Source organism: Pigmentiphaga litoralis, from assembly GCF_014651835.1.
GTDB lineage: Bacteria > Pseudomonadota > Gammaproteobacteria > Burkholderiales > Burkholderiaceae_B > Pigmentiphaga > Pigmentiphaga litoralis.
The window spans coordinates 418860-435649 of record NZ_BMXQ01000002.1 but is presented as its reverse complement, the minus strand read 5'-3'; the positions used below and the strand labels follow the sequence as shown (position 1 = coordinate 435649).

Below are 16790 nucleotides of genomic sequence, written 5' to 3'. Positions count from 1 at the left end.
CGCACTGCCCGCTGCGGCAACAACCCCTGCGGTATCAACCCCTGCGGTATCAACCCCTGCGGCATCCGCATTTGCAGCATCCACCTCCGCCGTATCCGACGCCGCGCCCCCGGCCGGCTCGGCTTCTGGTTCAGCCGGTGCCGCATCCCCACCGGCCTGCGCGTCGTCTTCCTCATCGCCGTATTCCGTTGTGAAGGACAGCGCCTCATAGCCTTGCTCGGTCAGCCACCGCACCATCGGCCCCACGCTGCCGTGCGTCACATACACCGTGTCGGCGCCGCTTTCCTTGATGGCGTACTGCAGCCCGGGCCAGTCCGCGTGATCCGACATGACAAAGCCACGATCGACCCCGCGCCGCCGCTGCGCGCCGCGCACCTGCATCCAGCCGCTGGCAAAACCATCGGAATATTCACCAAACCGCCGCAGCCACGGCGTGCCCTGGGCCGACGGCGGCGCAACAACCAGGCAACGCCGCAGCAGTGCCTTGTCCTCGATATCCGTCACCTTGAACGCAGGCGGCAGCGGCACGCCCGCGGCGCGATAGGCCGTGTTGAGGGGATCCACCGCGCCATGGATCACAATCGTGCCGATCGATGGGTCCACGCCCGCGATCACCCGCTGCGCCTTGCCAAAGGCGTACGCATACACCACGGAGGCACGCCCGGCGTCGGCGTTGTCGCGCCACCAGGCGTTGATCTCGGCAAACAGGTCGTCGTCGCTTTGCCACCGGTAGATGGGCAGGCCAAAGGTCGATTCGGTGATGAAGGTGTGGCAGCGCACCGGCTCGAACGGCAGGCAGGTGGGATCGGTGCCGATCTTGTAGTCGCCCGATGCGACCCAGACTTCACCGCGGTATTCAATGCGCACCTGCGACGATCCCAGCACGTGGCCGGCCGGGTGCAGCGAGATGGTCACGCCGTTGTGCACGACCTTCTGACCATAGGGCAAGGCATCCAGCGAGATCTCGCCCATGCGGGACCGCAGTACCCCCTCACCCGGCGCCGCGGCCAGATAGTGACGGTGCCCACGCCGTGCATGGTCGGCATGGGCATGCGTGATCACGGCACGGTCAACCGGCCGCCACGGGTCGATGTAGAAATCGCCGGGTGGGCAATACAGGCCTTGCGGGGTCGCAATAACGAGATTCATGAACTCTCCCCCCCGGGGCGCTGCGCGCCTCCCCCAGGGGCAGCACTGGCGGACTGGCAAAGCCAGATCCGCGGTGCTCTTGTTGAAAACATGCGCTGTGTTGCTGCTTTTGCGCCTGATCTACGTGGGTGCGGCTGGCGGCAAAACAAGCTGCGGCGCCAGTGCCTGCCCAGGTACTACGTTGGCTCAGCAGGAAATGCGCCCGGGGGCGCATCATGGTGTGAAATCGGAACGGCGCGGTTGAATTGCGCTCGGACTTGGCCCGTGGAGTCAGCCCGGAGTTAGCCCGCGGCCAACGCGGTGTCCACCAGTTCGACCCAGTGCCGCACCGGAATCTTCGTGCCGCCCTGGAGGTGGGTCAGGCAACCGATATTGGATGACAGGATCATCTCGGGATCGCCGGCCTCGATGGCGTCGAGCTTTCTGCGCCGCAGTTCGCCCGCCATGGCTGGCTGCAACACCGAATACGTCCCGGCCGACCCGCAGCAGAGGTGGCTGTCGGCAAACGGCTGCAAGGTCAGGCCCAGGTCGACCAGCAGCTTTTCAGTGACAGGCCGCAGGCGCTGCCAGTGCTGCAGGGTGCACGGCGGATGAAAAGCCACCCGCCCGGTCGATCCGGCCGGCAGGCCTGCCGTCACGCGCGGGCGCAGAGCCTCGGCGTGGGGGGCAAGGATCTCGGCGATGTCGCGAACCATGTCCGACACCCGGATCGCCTTGCCCGAATAGACCGGGTCGTGACGCAGGTGATGCGCATACTCGCGCACCATGGCGCCGCAGCCCGATGCATTCATGACGATCGCGTCGATGGTGCCCGCCTCGATATCGGGCCACCATGCGTCGATGTTCGCGCGCATCTGCGTCCGGGCGCCCTCCTGGTCGTCCAGGTGGAAACGCACCGCGCCGCAACAGCCCGATCCCGCCGCCACCCGCACGCCCAGCCCGATGGCGTCGAGCACCCGGATGGTCGCGGCGTCGATAGCCGGGATCATGGCGGGCTGCACGCAGCCGGCCAGCATGAGCACGTTGCTGGCATGTCTGGCCACGCGGACATTGCCTGCAGGGCGCCGCGTCGGCACCTTGGCGGCGAGCACCGCCGGCAGCATGGGCCGCAACGCCTGCCCGGCCTGCATCGCCAGGTTGAACGCAGGCGATCCGATCACCTCTTTGAGCACGGCGCGTTTGAACCGATCGGTACGCGAGCGGGGCACGCGTTCATTGACGATCTTGCGACCGATGTCGACCAGATGGCCGTACTGCACGCCCGACGGGCAGGTCGATTCGCAATTGCGGCAGGTCAGGCAACTGTCCAGATGGCCTTGCGTTTCGGCAGTGACGGGCTCGCCTTCCAGCATCTGCTTGATCAGGTAGATGCGCCCGCGCGGACTGTCGAGTTCATTGCCCGTGACCTGGTAGGTCGGGCAGGTGGCCGTGCAGAAGCCGCAATGGACGCACTTGCGCAGGATCGCGTCGGCTTCCTGGCCGTCGGCGGTGTCTTTCAGGGATTCGGCAAGCTGGGTCTGCATGACAGTGGGTACGCCTTCGGCCTACAGGCCGGGATACATCCGCCCCGGGTTGAACACCCCCGAGGGATCGAATTCGTTTTTCAGGCGATGGTGGATCGCCGCCAGGCCCGCCGTCAGCGGCTGGAACACGCCCACTTCCTGCGCTTGCGCTTCCGACGCCGCGCGAAACAGCGTCACATGCCCGCCCAGGTCGCGCGCCTGCGCGCGCAGCGGCCGGGCCAGATGCGGGCCGGTCAGCCATCGCTGCGCCCCACCCCATTCGATCAACGTCGGCCCGAGGTTCAGGGCAGGTGTCGTCGACGGTACCGACACGCGCCACAGCGGACAGGCCGTCAGGAACGGATGGCGATGGTCCCGCAAGGACCGCCACAGCACGTCGCCATCATCCATCACATCGCCGCCGATCCGGGCCCGCGCCGCCGTGACCGCCGCGGTCGAACCCGACAGCCGCACGTGCAACGTGCCCCCTTCAGTGCCTTCTCCCACCCATGCCGTGGCGCTGATGGGCACGGGCTGCCCGGCCCATTGGTTCATGGCGTGCAGGGCCTGGGACTCGGTCATCGGCAGACACAAGGTCGTTTCGATCGCCGGCCGCGGCAGCACCTTCAGCGACACATCAAGCAGGATCCCCAAGGTGCCGAGCGATCCGGTCAGCAAGCGCGACACGTCGTAGCCCGCCACGTTCTTGATGACCTCGCCGCCAAAGCGCAGCACCCTGCCCTGTGCATCCATCATCCTTACACCAAGCACGTAGTCCCGCACGCCGCCCGAGGTGGCCCGCCGCGGTCCGGCCAGCGCCGCCGCAACACACCCCCCCAGCGTGGCGCCCACCGCGAAATGCGGGGGTTCGAACGCCAGCATCTGATGGCGGCTGGCCAGTTCGGCTTCGAGGTCGGCAAGCCGCGTGCCTGCACGCGCGGTAATGACCAGTTCAGTGGGCTCGTAGCTGATGATGCCGGCATAGCTGGACATGTCCAGCACGCTGGCCCCCCTGGGCGGCGGATTGCCGTAGAAGGACTTCGTGCCGCCCCCGCGGATCGTCAGCGGCTTGCTTGCCGCATTCGCAAGGATCACCCTTGCCCGCACATCCGATAACAAGACATCCATAGCAACGCGTGGCCAAAAAGAAAGCAGCGCCCACGCACCGGCACGCTGCAGTAGACGAAAGATTCAGAAACGCGGGATCTCGGGAAACCGGACGTTTGCGGAATGGGTGTGACTGCGGCCGTACTCGTTGCAACGCGCCAGGGTGGGAATGGCCTTGCCCGGATTGAGCAGCCCGCTGGCGTCGAAGGCATGCTTTACCGAAAAGAAGACATCGAGTTCTTCACGCGCGAACTGGACGCACATCTGGTTGATCTTTTCCATGCCGACGCCATGCTCGCCGGTAACCGTGCCACCGACTTCCACGCACAGCTCGAGGATCTCGGCGCCGAACTGCTCGGCGCGCTGGACCTCGTCCGGATCGTTCGCATCGAACAGGATCAGCGGATGCAGATTGCCGTCGCCCGCGTGAAACACGTTGGCGCAGCGCAAGGCATATTTTTCTTCCATCGCTTCGATCGCCGACAGCACCCGGCTCAGGTGACGTCGCGGAATGGTGCCGTCCATGCAATAGTAGTCGGGCGAGATGCGGCCGGCGGCCGGAAAGGCGTTCTTGCGGCCCGCCCAGAACAGCAGGCGTTCGGTCTCGTTGCGCGACACCTGGATGCGCGTTGCGCCACTGCCTTCGAAAACCGCAATCATGTGGGCGATTTCGTGCGCGACTTCTTCAGGCGTGCCATCGGATTCGCACAGCAGAATGCTGGCCGCGTCCAGGTCATAGCCCGCCTGCACGAAGGGTTCCACCATGCCGGTCGCGCGCTTGTCCATCATCTCCAGGCCTGCCGGAATGATGCCGGCCCCGATGATGTTGGCGACCGCATCGCCGGCGGCTTCGACCGTGGGAAAGCTGGCCATGATCACTTGCGCCAGTGCAGGCTTGGGCACGAGCTTGACGGTCACTTCGGTCACGACACCCAGCATGCCTTCGGACCCGATGAACACGGACAGCAGATCCAGGCCGGGCGCATCGAGCGCTTCGGATCCGAATTGGACCACGTCGCCATCGATGGTGACGACACGGACCGCCATCACGTTATGAACAGTCAGACCGTATTTGAGGCAGTGCACGCCGCCCGAGTTCTCGGCCACGTTGCCGCCAATGGTGCAGGCGATCTGGCTTGATGGGTCGGGCGCGTAATAGAGCTTGTGGGGCGCGGCCGCTTCGGAAATGGCAATGTTGCGCACGCCAGGTTCGACCACCGCCAGCCGTGCCGTGGGGTCGATCCGTTTGATGCGATTGAACTTGGCCAGACCGAGCAGCACGCCTTCGGCATGCGGCATCGACCCGCCCGACAGCCCGGTGCCCGCACCGCGCGCCACGACGGGCACGGCCAGCCGTTTGCACAGACGCAAGACGTCTTGCACTTGCGCTTCGGTTTCGGGCAGGACGACCACCATCGGCAACTGCCGGAACAGCGCAAGGCCATCACATTCGTAGGGGCGTGTCTGCTCTTCGCGGTAGAGCACGCAATGCGGGGGAACGACCCGCCGCAACGCTTCCACGACTTCTGCCTGACGGGCGGCTATGCCCAGGGTATGCCCAACGTCCAAAGGGGCGTTCATCCGCAATCTCCATGACCCCTTGAAGATAGCTTGCGCGCCCTGGAACGCACAGCGGATAAACCCGCAGGATTTGCGGCGTGTGCGCCACAAAACGTGACAGGACGCAGGCCACGGGCCGATGGCCCTGGGTTAACGATGAGCGCCGTTCCAAGCGGTGATAGGCGGCATCTTCCGATTGGCTGGCGGCCGATTCATGGTCGTCCCAACAACCGGTAACCGTTGCATCGGCAAACAGTGCCAAAATCGCTGCTTGCGCGTTGGACGCGCCATCTGATTGGAGTACTGCATGGGTAACCGACTCTCCGCCATCGCCACACGCACGGGCGACGACGGCACGACCGGACTTGGCGACGGGTCGCGCACCGTCAAGGACGCCCTGCGCGTACAGGCCATGGGAGATGTCGACGAACTCAACAGCACAATCGGCCTGCTGTTGACCGAAGACCTGCCCGACGACGTGGCGCGCGATCTGTTCGACATCCAGCACGACCTGTTCGATCTGGGCGGCGAGCTCAGCATTCCGGGGTTCACGCTGCTCAAGCCCGAGCAGGTGGTGCGTCTGGACGAATGGCTGGCGCGTTACAACGCGCCGCTGCCGGCCTTGCGTGAATTCATCCTGCCCGGCGGTTCACGCGCGGCGGCCATGGCCCACGTGGCGCGCACCGTGTGCCGGCGTGCTGAACGCAGCGTGGTATCGCTGGAGGCCAACGAGCCCATCAACGACACCCTGCGTCACTACCTGAACCGCCTGTCGGACCTGATGTTCGTGCTGGCGCGCACCCTGAACCGGATGAACGGCGGCAACGATGTGCTGTGGCGGTCGGAACGCAACGCGCGTGCCGCCGCCGAGCAGGACTGACCCGGTCGGCGTGGGCTGACTATTTGCCGGACTGACCCACGGCCAGCCGGCGCGCCTTGACTGCTTGCGACAGGCGTTGCAGCACCTGCACCGAACTGTCCCAGTCGATGCAGCCGTCGGTAATGCTCTGGCCATACATCAGCGGCTGGCCCGGGATCAGGTCCTGGCGACCTGCCACCAGGTGGCTTTCCACCATCACGCCCACGATGCGGGTGTCGCCAGCTTCCATCTGGCGCGCGACGTCGTCGATCACCTGCGGCTGGTTTTCCGGTTTCTTGCTGCTGTTGGCATGGCTGGCATCGATCATGATGCGCGGCGCCAGACCGGCCTTGGCCATGTCCATGGACGCGGCTTCGACACTGGCGGCGTCGAAGTTCGGCGCCTTGCCGCCGCGCAAAATGAGGTGGCAGTCTTCATTGCCATTGGTCGACACGATGGCCGACACGCCGCCCTTGGTGACCGACAGGAAATGATGCGGCTGCGAGGCGGCCTTGATGGCGTCGACGGCAATCTTGACGTTGCCGTCGGTGCCGTTCTTGAAGCCCACCGGGCACGACAGTCCCGATGCCAGTTCGCGATGCACCTGGCTCTCGGTCGTGCGTGCGCCAATCGCGCCCCACGCCACCAGGTCGGCAATGTACTGCGGCGTGATCATGTCCAGGTATTCGCACCCTGCCGATAGTCCCAGCTCATTGATTTCGAGCAGCACCTGGCGCGCCGTGCGCAGGCCGCGGTTGATGGCGAAGCTGCCATCCAGATCCGGATCGTTGATCAGCCCCTTCCAGCCCACCGTGGTGCGCGGCTTTTCGAAATACACCCGCATGATGATTTCGAGTTCGCCTTCATACAGGTCGCGCTGGACCTTCAGACGCCTGGCGTAATCAAGCGCGGCCTGGGTGTCGTGGATCGAGCAGGGGCCAATCACCACGATCAGCCGGTCGTCCATGCCGTGCAGGATGCGGTGCGACGCCTGACGGGCGTTGTACACCGTGGTGGCGACGTCGGTGCTGCACGGCAACTCGCGCATCAGGTGCGAGGGGGGAGCGAGTTCCTTGACTTCACGAATGCGCAAGTCATCGGTATTGTGCGACACGGGTGTTCTCCTGGAGGGGCGGCGGATCTTGTTTTGAAGGGGGTGTGCGATCTGGCGGCGCATAAAAAAAGCCGCCAGGGTAGCTGGCGGCTTTTTTGGGGCAGGAATTCGTTACGTACGACGCTTCCTTTCCTCCGCCAGCGGCATTGGAAATCCAAAAAAGTAAAAATAAAAATGGCGGGAAGCGGCGTTCATGGGATTGATACTAGCAGGCCCTTTGCGGCCGAGCAACCGAGAATCCTGTCGTTTTTTCGCGCATGGGTCAATCCGTAAACCACGCAAGCATCAGGGAATTGACCGCGTCGGGCCGTTCGAACATCAGCCAGTGCCCGGCGCCCGGCATGGCGTCCCAGGCCCTTTCCGAGCGCCCGTCCTGCAGCACCGGCCCCGCCAGGTCCGCCTGCGCCGTCGCATCGAACTCGCCCCACACACACCGCATCGGCACGGTCAGCGGCGCCAGCACGGCCGGCACCGACGCCGACTGCGACAGTTTCTTGGACCGGAAATGCGTGTTCACGCAGGCATCGCGATGCACCGTCAATGCCAATGCATCGATCTGCGCCGGATCGTGAATCATCAGCGCCTGCAGGTTGTGGCGCAGGTCGTCCAGCATGGCCGCCTCGTCGGTCGACCGCCGCCAGTTCACCATGGCCAGGGTCTGGCGCCGAGGCGTGCCGTGGCCGGCCGAGCCGAGCAAGGCCAGCTTGCGCACCTGGCCACGTTGCGCGGCGATGTGCGAGGCCACCAGGCCACCGAAAGAAAAGCCGGCAAGGTGCAGGGGTGTTGATTCGCCTATCAGTTGGTCCAGGCTGGCGATGGTCACGCGCACCAGGTGATCAAGGTCGTCCGGCGACGCCGTCATCGGGCCCGATGCGCCATAGCCGGGCAGGTCCGGAACGTACACGGTGTGCTGCTGCGCAAGCGTTTCGATGTTGCGCACCCAATGCAGCCAGCTGCCATGGCCGCCGTGGATCAGCACCAGCGGCGTGCCGCTGCCCAGGCTGCGCCAGGTGACATGCTCGCCCAAGGCGTGGACGTCGTGGCGGGTGGTCAGGGATTCCAGGCGCGCGATGATCGCGGCGGCTTCGGCAAAGTCGGTGACGGGGGTTGGGGGCGACAATTGGGCAGGCAGGGACACGGGCAAGGCGGGTGACAAAGACCCGCGCGGTGGGTGGGGGACGCGGGAATCGTACCATCGGGGTTTCGATCCTGGTCGCCTTGCCGGCGCTGGCAATATCGCGCGGCCGAGGCACCCGTGGGTTCCAAGGGCCTGTCGGCATAGCGTATAAGGAACACCTGTTCCTTTACCGACCTTTGCCATGAGCCATCCCGTCTTTCTCAACGCCACGTCCCATCCCCGCATGCCCGATGGCAGCAGCCGCGAGTGGGAGGCGTTTTTCCTGGAGGGCGGCCCGGAGCTGGAGGCCAACGCGCACATTCCGATCTTGTGGATGGCGCTGTTCACGCCGATGGACCTGCACTGGGCGCGGCTGATCGATGACGAGGACCTGGACAGCGACGCGCGCGAAGACATGATGGAGTATGGCGACACGCAGTATCCCTATCTGGTGACGTCGCTGGAACGGGCGCTCGCGACATTGGGGCAGCGCGCGCCCTTGCTGGTGGCGCGCCTGGGGGCGGACGTTGCCCCCATCGTCGACAACTTTGCGCGGCACCTGCGTCTTCACTACGGCCCGTACGTGCTCTGCCGGACCAGCGGCCTGCCTGATGTCGAGGAATTCGGTCCGGAACTGCAGAAGGCCCTGGAAGACTTTGATACGTTGACGCGGTCGGGCGACGCCGGGCCCGATAACGCGATCGTTGCAGATATCAACCATACGCGGGGCCTGCTGCGCCCTGACCGCATGCACCTGCTGACCGGCCACGGCCACGACTTCACGCAGGCCGAGCCGGAGCCCGAGGTCACGGCAGTGGAGCTGCCGGTGGATGCCGAGGTGGCTGAGCCGGCCAGGGTGAATCGCGCGGAGACTGCGCGCGCGGCTCCGGTTGCCGACGCCCCCGCTGCGCCCATCCGGTCCGAGCCACCCGCCAGGCGCGAGAACAAGCTGGTCGGTTGGCTGGTTGCGGTGGCCGTGGGCGTGCCCACTGTGTTGGCGTATCAGGCGACCCAGTCAGTGTGGATCGCCGGCATCCTGTTCCTGCTGTTGTGCGCGGCCGCAGGCTGGTTCATGAAGCGTCGGGCGTAATGCCGCGGGTGTGCCACGGCTTATGCGACTAAAATGCCCCGTTACCCCTCTTTGATCTGTTGAGCATGTCCGAACCCCTACGCCTGTCCAAACGCATGTCCGAACTCGGCCTGTGCTCCCGCCGCGAAGCCGATGAATGGATCGAACGGGGGTGGGTGCGCGTAGATGGCGTCGTCGTGTCGACTCTGGGCAGCAAGGTGTTGCCCGAGCAGAAGATCACCGTGGAGCGGCAGGCCAGCAACGAGCAGGCGCGCCGCGTCACCATCCTGATCAACAAGCCCGTGGGCTTTGTCAGCGGTCAGGCCGAAGACGGGTATCGGCCCGCCGTGTCGCTGATCAGTTCGCGCACGCGCTGGAAGATGGATCGGTCACCGACGCAATTCCAGCCCAACCAGCTGCGCAATCTGGTGCCCGCGGGCCGGCTGGACATCGATTCGGTCGGGTTGCTGGTGCTGACGCAAGACGGCCGCATCGCCAAGCATCTGATTGGCGAAACGTCCGACGTGGACAAGGAATATTTGGTGCGTGTGCAGTACCACAAGGCCGGACGCCTGCCGGAATCGGATCTGGCGTTGCTCAATCACGGATTGACGATGGACGGCAAGCCGCTTAAGGAAGCCAAGGTCTACTGGCAAAACGAAGATCAGTTGAGCTTTACCTTGCGCGAAGGCAAGAAGCGCCAGATCCGCCGCATGTGCGAAGCCGTGGGCTTGCGTGTGGTCGGGCTGAAACGCGTGCGGATCGGCAAGGTGACGCTGGGGGATCTGCCCACGGGCGAATGGCGGTATCTGGGGGCGGACGAAAGCTTCTAGGCTGGTCTTGACCAGCCCATGAAAAATGCCGCGCACTGCGCGGCATTTTTTTCGTTCACTGCACCGACGCTACCCCACCGACGCCGAGCAATACGGCGCGGCGCCGCCGCTTTCCAGCGCGCGCTGGCTTGCCGCGACGGCCTCGACCACCTGCCCAACAACACGCTGATGCGCCACGATCACATCGGCGACCTGCGCGCCGGCGGGGGCTTCGAAGCGGGCCTGGCATACCCGGCCGTTGGGGCCGGATACCTGCTTGACGAGCCATGACACGTTGGCCCGCACCGCCCCACCCTGTTGCGCGTCGATCTGATTGAACTCGATCGAGATGCGGTAAGACGGCGCCTTGCCGGCCAGGCCGGTCTGCGAGACGTCGGCGGCGTTCAGCTGGGATTGCAAACCGAACGAAATCGCGTCGTGCAGTTCGTCGGCCAGCGATGCGGACCAACGGTCTTCTTCCAGCACCCGCAACTGCGTGGCGTCGGTGCGCAGCACGACCTGGCGGCGGCGCAGGCGTTCCGGAATGATGACGGGGGCGACGTCGATGAAGCGGGTCGGGCCCGCGGTGGACGCGCCGCCAACCAGGGCGGACGAGGCCATGCGGTCGGTACCTGGCGCCATCTGCGCACCGCCCTGGATGGCAGACGAATCCTGCAGCGTGTAGATGCGCGGCGCGGAAGGACCGGCGCATGCCGCCAGGCCAAGGGCAGATACGCCCAGGGCCAAGACGGCCAGGCCCGACCGCAGGCGACCCCTTCCGGCCGGCTGCGCCCCGGTAGCCCCGGACGCGGCACCCGCCGCCCCGACACGCAAAGCCTTGCGACGACATGCGTCCCAGCTCGAAGACGCCAGTTCCGTGTTCGTCCGGCGTGGTGCAGCTACTGGTGTCATCGTTCGTCCTTCGGTTTGCCCCGGATCAGCGACTGGGGATTCTGTTCAAGATAATCGGTCAGCTGACGCAGCGAGTTCGAGGTGCGCATCAGTTCCTGCATGGCGCGGCGCACGTCCTGCTGCAGCGGCGCGTCGGACGAGAAGGTCTGCTCGGCGGCGCGCAGCGTGTTGCGGGCATCCTGCATGGTGGCCGTGATTTCCGGCGCAACCTTGCCGTTCAGTGTGCTGACCAGTTGCTCCGTCGTGGCCATGGTGGTGCGCAGGCTGGCCAGTGTCGCGGCAATGTCCTGGCCCATGGTGTCGAACGGGAACTTGCCGATCTTGTCGACGATTTCGGCAATACGCGTCTGCAGTTCGTTGAACGTACCTGGCACGGTCGGGAATTCAGGCAAGGTCGACTTGCCGTTCGGGTTCAGCGTCGGCGCCTTGGTGCCCGGGAAGAAGTCGATCGCCACGTACATCTGGCCGGTCAGCAAGTTGCCGTTGCGCAGTTGCGCCCGCATGCCATTCCTGACGAGGCCTTCGTAGATCTGCTTCTGGTCCATGTCGTTGGCGGTCTTGCCGCCCTGCGATCGGCTGCCCAGGCCCAGGCGTTGCGGGTACAGGTCCACCACCACAGGCAAGACGAAGGCCCGTTTGTCGCGCCGGAACTCGATGCCGATGGAGCGGACCTGGCCGATCACGACGCCGCGGAAGTCCACCGGGGCGCCCGGCGACAGGCCGCGGACCGACTGCTCGAAGTACATGACAACACTGGTCGGCGCGCCGTCTTCGGGCTTGAGGGCCATGTCCTGGTCGCCGAACAGCGCAAAGGTCGCGTCGTCGGGCGCCGGATCGGACGCGGGCAGGAAGGGCGAGGCCTGGAAGGACACGCCCCCCAGCACCACGGTGGCAAGCGACTGTGTCTGCAGCTTCAGGCCATCGGCATTGAGCTGGACGTTGACGCCGCTGGCGTGCCAGAAGCGGGTGTTGGCCGTGACAAACTTGTCATACGGCGCGTTGACGAAGACACGCAACGTGATGCCTGTGCCGTCGGGATCGAGGTCATACGCAACGACCTGCCCCACATTGATGCGGCGGTAGTACACCGGGGAACCCAGGTCCAGCGAACCCAGGTCGGTTGCGCGCAGCACGAACTGCTTGCCCGGGGTGTCGGTAGTCACGATGGGTGGGACTTCCAGGCCCGTGAAATCCGTCACGCGTTCTTCGGATTTGCCCGGGTCCACGCCGATGTAGGCGCCCGATAACAGAGTGTTCAAGCCGGTCACGCCGCTGGCTGCGACGCGCGGCTTGACGACCCAGAAGCGCGATCCTTCGACCGCGAAGGTTTCCGCGTCCTTGGTCAGTTCGACATTGACGATGACGTGGGTGCGGTCGCGCACCAGGCGGATCGATTGCACCTGGCCAATGTCCACGTCCTTGTAGCGGATCTTGGTCTTGCCGGCTTCCAGGCCTTCGGCCGTGCGGAAGGTGATGTCCACCGACGGCCCGTGCTTGGACAGGATGTTGAACATGAACGACAGGCCGGCCACGGCCGCGACGATCGGGATCAGCCATACCAGCGAAGGCAGCCAGCCCTTGCGGGGGCGGCGCGCGGGCTCGGGCACCGGGCGGGTCGTTTGCGGTTCAGTCTGTTGTGTCATGCGTATCCACCGGGTCCCAAATAAGGCGTGGGTCGAAGCTGAGCGAAGCGAACATGGTGAGGACGACGACCGCGCCGAATGCCAGGGCGCCGGGTTCCGGCGTCACCATGGCCAGCGCATCGAGCCGCACCAGCGACGCCAGCAGCGCCACCACGAAAATATCGACCATCGACCAGCGGCCGACGGCTTCGACCATGCGGTACAGCCGCGTGCGTTCGTACGGACGCCAGGTCGAGCGACGCTGCGTGGTGATGACCAGCATGGTCAGCACCGCGAGCTTGAAAACAGGGACCACGATACTGGCGATGAACACCACCGCCGCCACGAAATACGAGCCATCCAGCCACAGATAGACGACGCCGCTCATGATCGTGTTGGTCTGGGAGCTGAGGAGCGTCCCGGTCGTCATGATCGGCAGCAGGTTGGCGGGGATATAGAGGATCAGCGCAGCAATCAGGAAGGCCCAGGTGCGCTCGATGCTGGCCACCTTGCGCGCGTGGACCTGCGCGCCGCAACGGCCGCAGGGCGTTTCCACCACGGCGGCCGGATGCACGGCGCCGCAGTGCGTGCACTCGACCACGCCCGCTTCGGCCGCCGTGCGCACCGGCGCGTGGTCGTCCACGGGGGTGCTGTGAGGGGTGACGGCGGGCGTGCCGGAAGGCGCGGGACCCGAGGCGTCCGGACGCATGGGCGGCGGATGCGGGATGGTCAGTTCTGGCATCGATCCGCCCGGTCCCACAGTTCGGCGGGGTCGTAGCTGAGCACGGACGTGAGCAGCAGCGTCAGCAACGCGAACGACCACAAGGAGATGCCTGGCACGATGGTCGCCATGGTCGACAACTTCACCAGCGCAGCGACGATCCCCAGCATGAACACTTCGATCATGCCCCAGGGCCTTCCCATACGAATCGCGCGAATGACCAGCCCGAACCCCGGCGGCACGTGGCCGGCCGCCAGGGGCGCCAGCACGTACAGCAGCAGGGCCAGTTCAAGGAAGGGAAAGAAGATGGTGGTGGCAAAGACCAGCGTCGCCACCAGGAACATGTCTTCATCCAGCAGCACCAGCACGGATTCCCATGCGGTCGTCTGGGCGCGGATGCCCTGGATTTCCATCGAGACGATGGGAAAGGCGTTACATATGCAGAAGACGATCAGGCAGGCGATGACGATGGGCAGCAGCCGCTGATACTGGCGTTCCGTGTCGTGATAGAGCTCGGTGCCGCAGCGCTCGCAATAGGCCACTTCTTTACGCGCGAGGGGAACCCTGCGATAGACCGCATCGCAATGTTCACATACCTTCAATGCAGCGCCATCGGGCGCATCGGGCAAACCGGTTTCGGTCATCGCGCAAGCCCGGGTGCCAAAGAGACGGACCCGGAGGGAGTGATTCGTGGAACGGGGCCGGCAGGGGCGGCTATCGCGCCGCGCCCGACCAGGGGCTATTTACAAACAACAGTGTATGTAAAGCCGTCCAATCATATCCCAAGGCGTGCCAGAAGCTGTGGCGCCCGCAGGCGCCGCGCCCGCGAAATGGCAACAGGGCGCGACATTTTCCTCATCCGGTGGTGGTATCCGGGTGGCGGAGAGGGTTTACGCGGTGCCGCCCACCGTCAGGCCGTCCATGCGCAGCGTCGGCTGGCCTACACCGACGGGCACGCTCTGGCCATCCTTGCCGCAGGTGCCGACGCCCGAGTCCAGACGCATGTCGTTGCCGATCATGCTGACCTGGGTCATGGCTTCCGGACCGCTGCCGATCAGCGTCGCGCCCTTGACCGGATACGAGATCTTGCCGTCTTCGATCATGTAGGCCTCGGACGTCGAGAATACGAACTTGCCGTTGGTGATGTCGACCTGGCCGCCGCCGAAGTTGACGGCGTACAGGCCGCGTTTGACCGACTTGATGATCTCTTCGGGGTCTTTGTCGCCGTTCATCATGTAGGTGTTGGTCATGCGGGGCATGGGCAGGTGCGCGAAGGATTCGCGGCGGCCGTTGCCGGTCACCGGGGTCTTCATCAGCCGCGCATTGAGCGAGTCCTGCATGTAACCCTTCAAGATGCCGTCTTCGATCAGCACATTGCGCTGCGAGACATTGCCTTCGTCGTCGACATTGAGCGAGCCGCGGCGATCGGGCAGCGTGCCGTCATCGACCACGGTCACGCCCTTGGACGCGACGCGTTCACCGATACGGCCCGAGAACACGCTGGACCCCTTGCGGTTGAAGTCGCCTTCCAGACCGTGGCCGACCGCTTCGTGCAGCAGGATGCCGGGCCAGCCCGAACCCAGCACGACGGTCATCTCACCCGCCGGCGCGGGGCGGGCTTCGAGATTGATCAGCGCTTCGTGCACGGCGCGTTCCACATAGCCTTCCAGCACGTCGTCGGTAAAGTATTCGAAGCCGGTGCGGCCACCGCCGCCGCCATGGCCCATTTCACGCCGGCCGTTCTGCTCGGCGATCACCGTGAGCGACAGGCGCACCAGTGGGCGCACGTCGGCCGCCAGGCGCCCGTCGCTGCCTGCGACCAGCACCACGTCGTATTCGGCGCCCAGGCTGGCCATGACCTGCACGATGCGGGGGTCCTTGGCACGCGCCATCTTTTCGAAACGTTCAAGCAAGGCCACCTTGTCGGCGGCTTCGAGTGAACCGATGGGATCCAGCGCCGAATACAGCGAGCGCGAGTCGCCCTGCGCATACCGGTTCGGGACCTTGATCTTGCCGGCGCCCTGGCGCGCGATGGTACGCACCGCGCGGGACGACGACATCAGGGCTTCGGGCGACAGGGTGTCGGAATAGGCAAAGGCCGTTTTTTCGCCGCTCAGCGCGCGCACTCCCACGCCCTGCCCGATCGAAAAACTGCCGGTCTTGACGATGCCTTCTTCCAGGCTCCAGCCTTCGCTGCGGGTGTACTGGAAGTACAGGTCGGCATAGTCCACCTTGTGCGTGAAAATCTCGCCGATCGCGCGCGACAGGTCAGCCTCGGTCAGGCCCCAGGGGTCGAGCAGCAAGGACTTGGCGGTCGCAAAGGCCTGGATATTGGGTTCTACGATGTGCATGAAGGAAGCTCTGATGAATGCGTGACGGTTACATCACGCGGTGACGCAAGGCGGGCAAGGAACTGCGGACGTCGGCAATGCGGGCAGGATCGATGTTGCCACAGACCACGCCGGGCCCTTCCGGCAAGACATCGATCACCGTGCCCCAGGGATCGACCAGCATGGCGTGGCCCCAGGTACTGCGGCCATTGGGGTGCCGGCCGCCCTGCGCCGGCGCCAGCACGTAACACTGGTTTTCGACCGCGCGGGCGCGCAGCAGCAGTTCCCAATGGGCCTTGCCTGTGGTGTAGGTGAAGGCGGCGGGCACCAAAATCAAGGCCGTATCGCCCAACGCCCGGTACAGCTCGGGAAAGCGCAGGTCGTAGCAGGTGGACATGCCGACCCGGCCGAACGGCGCGTCGAACGCGACCGGCTGGCCGCCCGGACGGATGCTGATGGACTCGTCGTAGGACTCGTCCTCGCGCTTGAAACTGAAAAGGTGGATCTTGTCGTAGCGCGCCAGTACCGCGCCGTCGGGGCCGTAGACAAAGGCCGTGTTGAACACGCGGTCGGGGTCGGGACAGGCCAGCGGCAAGGTGCCGCCTGCCAGGATGATGCCGTGCTGGCTGGCCTGGCCCGCCAGGAAGTCCTGGATGGGTCCATGGCCTTCGGGCTCGCGGATCGCGACTTTTTCCCGGTCGGCCCGGCCCATGAAGCAGAAGTATTCGGGCAGCGCCACGAGCCTGGCGCCCCGCCCCACCGCCTGGGCGATGAGTTCGGCCGCCGTGTCCAGGTTTTCCTGGACGTCGGGCGTGGACACCATTTGCAGCGCGGCGACGCGCGTGAGCGAGGAAACGTCAGCGGGTTCTGGCATGGCAGGCGGCGATCCGGCGGTCGAAAACGGTATTGTGACGCA

General features: G+C 65.3%; 14 protein-coding genes and 1 pseudogene. 3 read left to right on the top strand and 12 right to left on the bottom strand.

Annotated elements, in window-relative coordinates; genetic code table 11:
• Window positions 1-99: 99 nt before the first annotated feature.
• The 4 genes and pseudogenes from IE116_RS20425 to IE116_RS20410 all read right to left on the bottom strand — a co-directional run.
• A pseudogene (locus IE116_RS20425) lies at window positions 100-1149 on the bottom strand (ligase-associated DNA damage response exonuclease); the annotation flags it as partial.
• Window positions 1150-1430: 281 nt separating this feature from the next.
• Window positions 1431-2672, bottom strand: coding sequence for a glycolate oxidase subunit GlcF (gene glcF / locus IE116_RS20420; RefSeq protein WP_189615086.1), 1242 nt, complete (start codon window positions 2670-2672; stop codon window positions 1431-1433).
• Window positions 2673-2693: 21 nt separating this feature from the next.
• Window positions 2694-3779 carry a glycolate oxidase subunit GlcE gene (gene glcE, locus IE116_RS20415; protein WP_189615085.1) on the bottom strand — a complete coding sequence of 362 codons (1086 nt, stop codon included), beginning with the start codon at window positions 3777-3779 and terminating at the stop codon, window positions 2694-2696.
• A 63-nt stretch (window positions 3780-3842) separates the two neighbouring features.
• Window positions 3843-5339, bottom strand: coding sequence for an FAD-linked oxidase C-terminal domain-containing protein (locus IE116_RS20410; RefSeq protein WP_189615084.1), 1497 nt, complete (start codon window positions 5337-5339; stop codon window positions 3843-3845).
• A 286-nt stretch (window positions 5340-5625) separates the two neighbouring features.
• On the opposite strand from IE116_RS20410, the gene IE116_RS20405 reads away from it, so the two are divergent.
• On the top strand, window positions 5626-6198 hold the full coding sequence (locus IE116_RS20405) for a cob(I)yrinic acid a,c-diamide adenosyltransferase (RefSeq protein WP_189615083.1): 573 nt from the start codon (window positions 5626-5628) through the stop codon (window positions 6196-6198).
• A 19-nt stretch (window positions 6199-6217) separates the two neighbouring features.
• Here IE116_RS20405 and aroG read toward each other — a convergent pair whose 3' ends face one another.
• Window positions 6218-7291, bottom strand: coding sequence for a 3-deoxy-7-phosphoheptulonate synthase AroG (gene aroG / locus IE116_RS20400; protein ID WP_189615082.1), 1074 nt, complete (start codon window positions 7289-7291; stop codon window positions 6218-6220).
• A 262-nt stretch (window positions 7292-7553) separates the two neighbouring features.
• Complete coding sequence (locus IE116_RS20395; protein ID WP_229828610.1) at window positions 7554-8429, bottom strand: alpha/beta fold hydrolase; 876 nt, start codon at window positions 8427-8429, stop codon at window positions 7554-7556.
• A 181-nt stretch (window positions 8430-8610) separates the two neighbouring features.
• On the opposite strand from IE116_RS20395, the gene IE116_RS20390 reads away from it, so the two are divergent.
• Both IE116_RS20390 and IE116_RS20385 read left to right on the top strand, forming a co-directional pair.
• On the top strand, window positions 8611-9498 hold the full coding sequence (locus IE116_RS20390) for a hypothetical protein (RefSeq protein ID WP_189615080.1): 888 nt from the start codon (window positions 8611-8613) through the stop codon (window positions 9496-9498).
• 65 nt (window positions 9499-9563) lie between these two features.
• Window positions 9564-10310 (top strand): pseudouridine synthase, encoded by a 747-nt coding sequence (locus IE116_RS20385; RefSeq protein WP_189615079.1) that lies wholly within the window; start codon window positions 9564-9566, stop codon window positions 10308-10310.
• A 69-nt stretch (window positions 10311-10379) separates the two neighbouring features.
• Here IE116_RS20385 and IE116_RS20380 read toward each other — a convergent pair whose 3' ends face one another.
• The 6 genes from IE116_RS20380 to IE116_RS20355 all read right to left on the bottom strand — a co-directional run bounded on the left by IE116_RS20380 (window position 10380) and on the right by IE116_RS20355 (window position 16748).
• Window positions 10380-11201, bottom strand: coding sequence for a PqiC family protein (locus IE116_RS20380; protein ID WP_189615078.1), 822 nt, complete (start codon window positions 11199-11201; stop codon window positions 10380-10382).
• The gene (locus IE116_RS20375; protein WP_189615077.1) at window positions 11198-12844 is read right to left on the bottom strand and encodes a PqiB family protein; all 1647 of its coding nucleotides are present in this window, start codon (window positions 12842-12844) and stop codon (window positions 11198-11200) included. The genes IE116_RS20380 and IE116_RS20375 overlap by 4 nt, the downstream gene beginning before the upstream one ends.
• Window positions 12828-13565: a paraquat-inducible protein A gene (locus tag IE116_RS20370; protein WP_229828607.1), complete on the bottom strand. Its 738-nt coding sequence runs from the start codon at window positions 13563-13565 to the stop codon at window positions 12828-12830. Before IE116_RS20370 ends, IE116_RS20375 begins: the two co-directional genes overlap by 17 nt.
• Window positions 13553-14188 carry a paraquat-inducible protein A gene (locus IE116_RS20365; RefSeq protein ID WP_189615076.1) on the bottom strand — a complete coding sequence of 212 codons (636 nt, stop codon included), beginning with the start codon at window positions 14186-14188 and terminating at the stop codon, window positions 13553-13555. Before IE116_RS20365 ends, IE116_RS20370 begins: the two co-directional genes overlap by 13 nt.
• A gap of 246 nt (window positions 14189-14434) precedes the next feature.
• A complete protein-coding gene (tldD, locus tag IE116_RS20360) occupies window positions 14435-15895 on the bottom strand; it encodes a metalloprotease TldD (protein WP_189615075.1) in 1461 nt (486 codons plus the stop codon).
• Between the two features lie 28 nt (window positions 15896-15923).
• Window positions 15924-16748: a carbon-nitrogen hydrolase family protein gene (locus IE116_RS20355; RefSeq protein WP_189615074.1), complete on the bottom strand. Its 825-nt coding sequence runs from the start codon at window positions 16746-16748 to the stop codon at window positions 15924-15926.
• Between the last annotated feature and the right edge of the window lie 42 nt (window positions 16749-16790).

What these genes read in the sequence shown, in the direction of transcription:
- glcF (WP_189615086.1), bottom strand. Translation starts at nt 2,672, where the DNA reads ATGCAGACCCAGCTTGCCGAATCCCTGAAAGACACCGCCGACGGCCAG.
- glcE (WP_189615085.1), bottom strand. Translation starts at nt 3,779, where the DNA reads ATGGATGTCTTGTTATCGGATGTGCGGGCAAGGGTGATCCTTGCGAAT.
- IE116_RS20410 (WP_189615084.1), bottom strand. Translation starts at nt 5,339, where the DNA reads ATGAACGCCCCTTTGGACGTTGGGCATACCCTGGGCATAGCCGCCCGT.
- IE116_RS20405 (WP_189615083.1), top strand. Translation starts at nt 5,626, where the DNA reads ATGGGTAACCGACTCTCCGCCATCGCCACACGCACGGGCGACGACGGC.
- IE116_RS20390 (WP_189615080.1), top strand. Translation starts at nt 8,611, where the DNA reads ATGAGCCATCCCGTCTTTCTCAACGCCACGTCCCATCCCCGCATGCCC.
- IE116_RS20385 (WP_189615079.1), top strand. Translation starts at nt 9,564, where the DNA reads ATGTCCGAACCCCTACGCCTGTCCAAACGCATGTCCGAACTCGGCCTG.
- IE116_RS20380 (WP_189615078.1), bottom strand. Translation starts at nt 11,201, where the DNA reads ATGACACCAGTAGCTGCACCACGCCGGACGAACACGGAACTGGCGTCT.
- IE116_RS20375 (WP_189615077.1), bottom strand. Translation starts at nt 12,844, where the DNA reads ATGACACAACAGACTGAACCGCAAACGACCCGCCCGGTGCCCGAGCCC.
- IE116_RS20370 (WP_229828607.1), bottom strand. Translation starts at nt 13,565, where the DNA reads ATGCCAGAACTGACCATCCCGCATCCGCCGCCCATGCGTCCGGACGCC.
- IE116_RS20365 (WP_189615076.1), bottom strand. Translation starts at nt 14,188, where the DNA reads ATGACCGAAACCGGTTTGCCCGATGCGCCCGATGGCGCTGCATTGAAG.
- tldD (WP_189615075.1), bottom strand. Translation starts at nt 15,895, where the DNA reads ATGCACATCGTAGAACCCAATATCCAGGCCTTTGCGACCGCCAAGTCC.
- IE116_RS20355 (WP_189615074.1), bottom strand. Translation starts at nt 16,748, where the DNA reads ATGCCAGAACCCGCTGACGTTTCCTCGCTCACGCGCGTCGCCGCGCTG.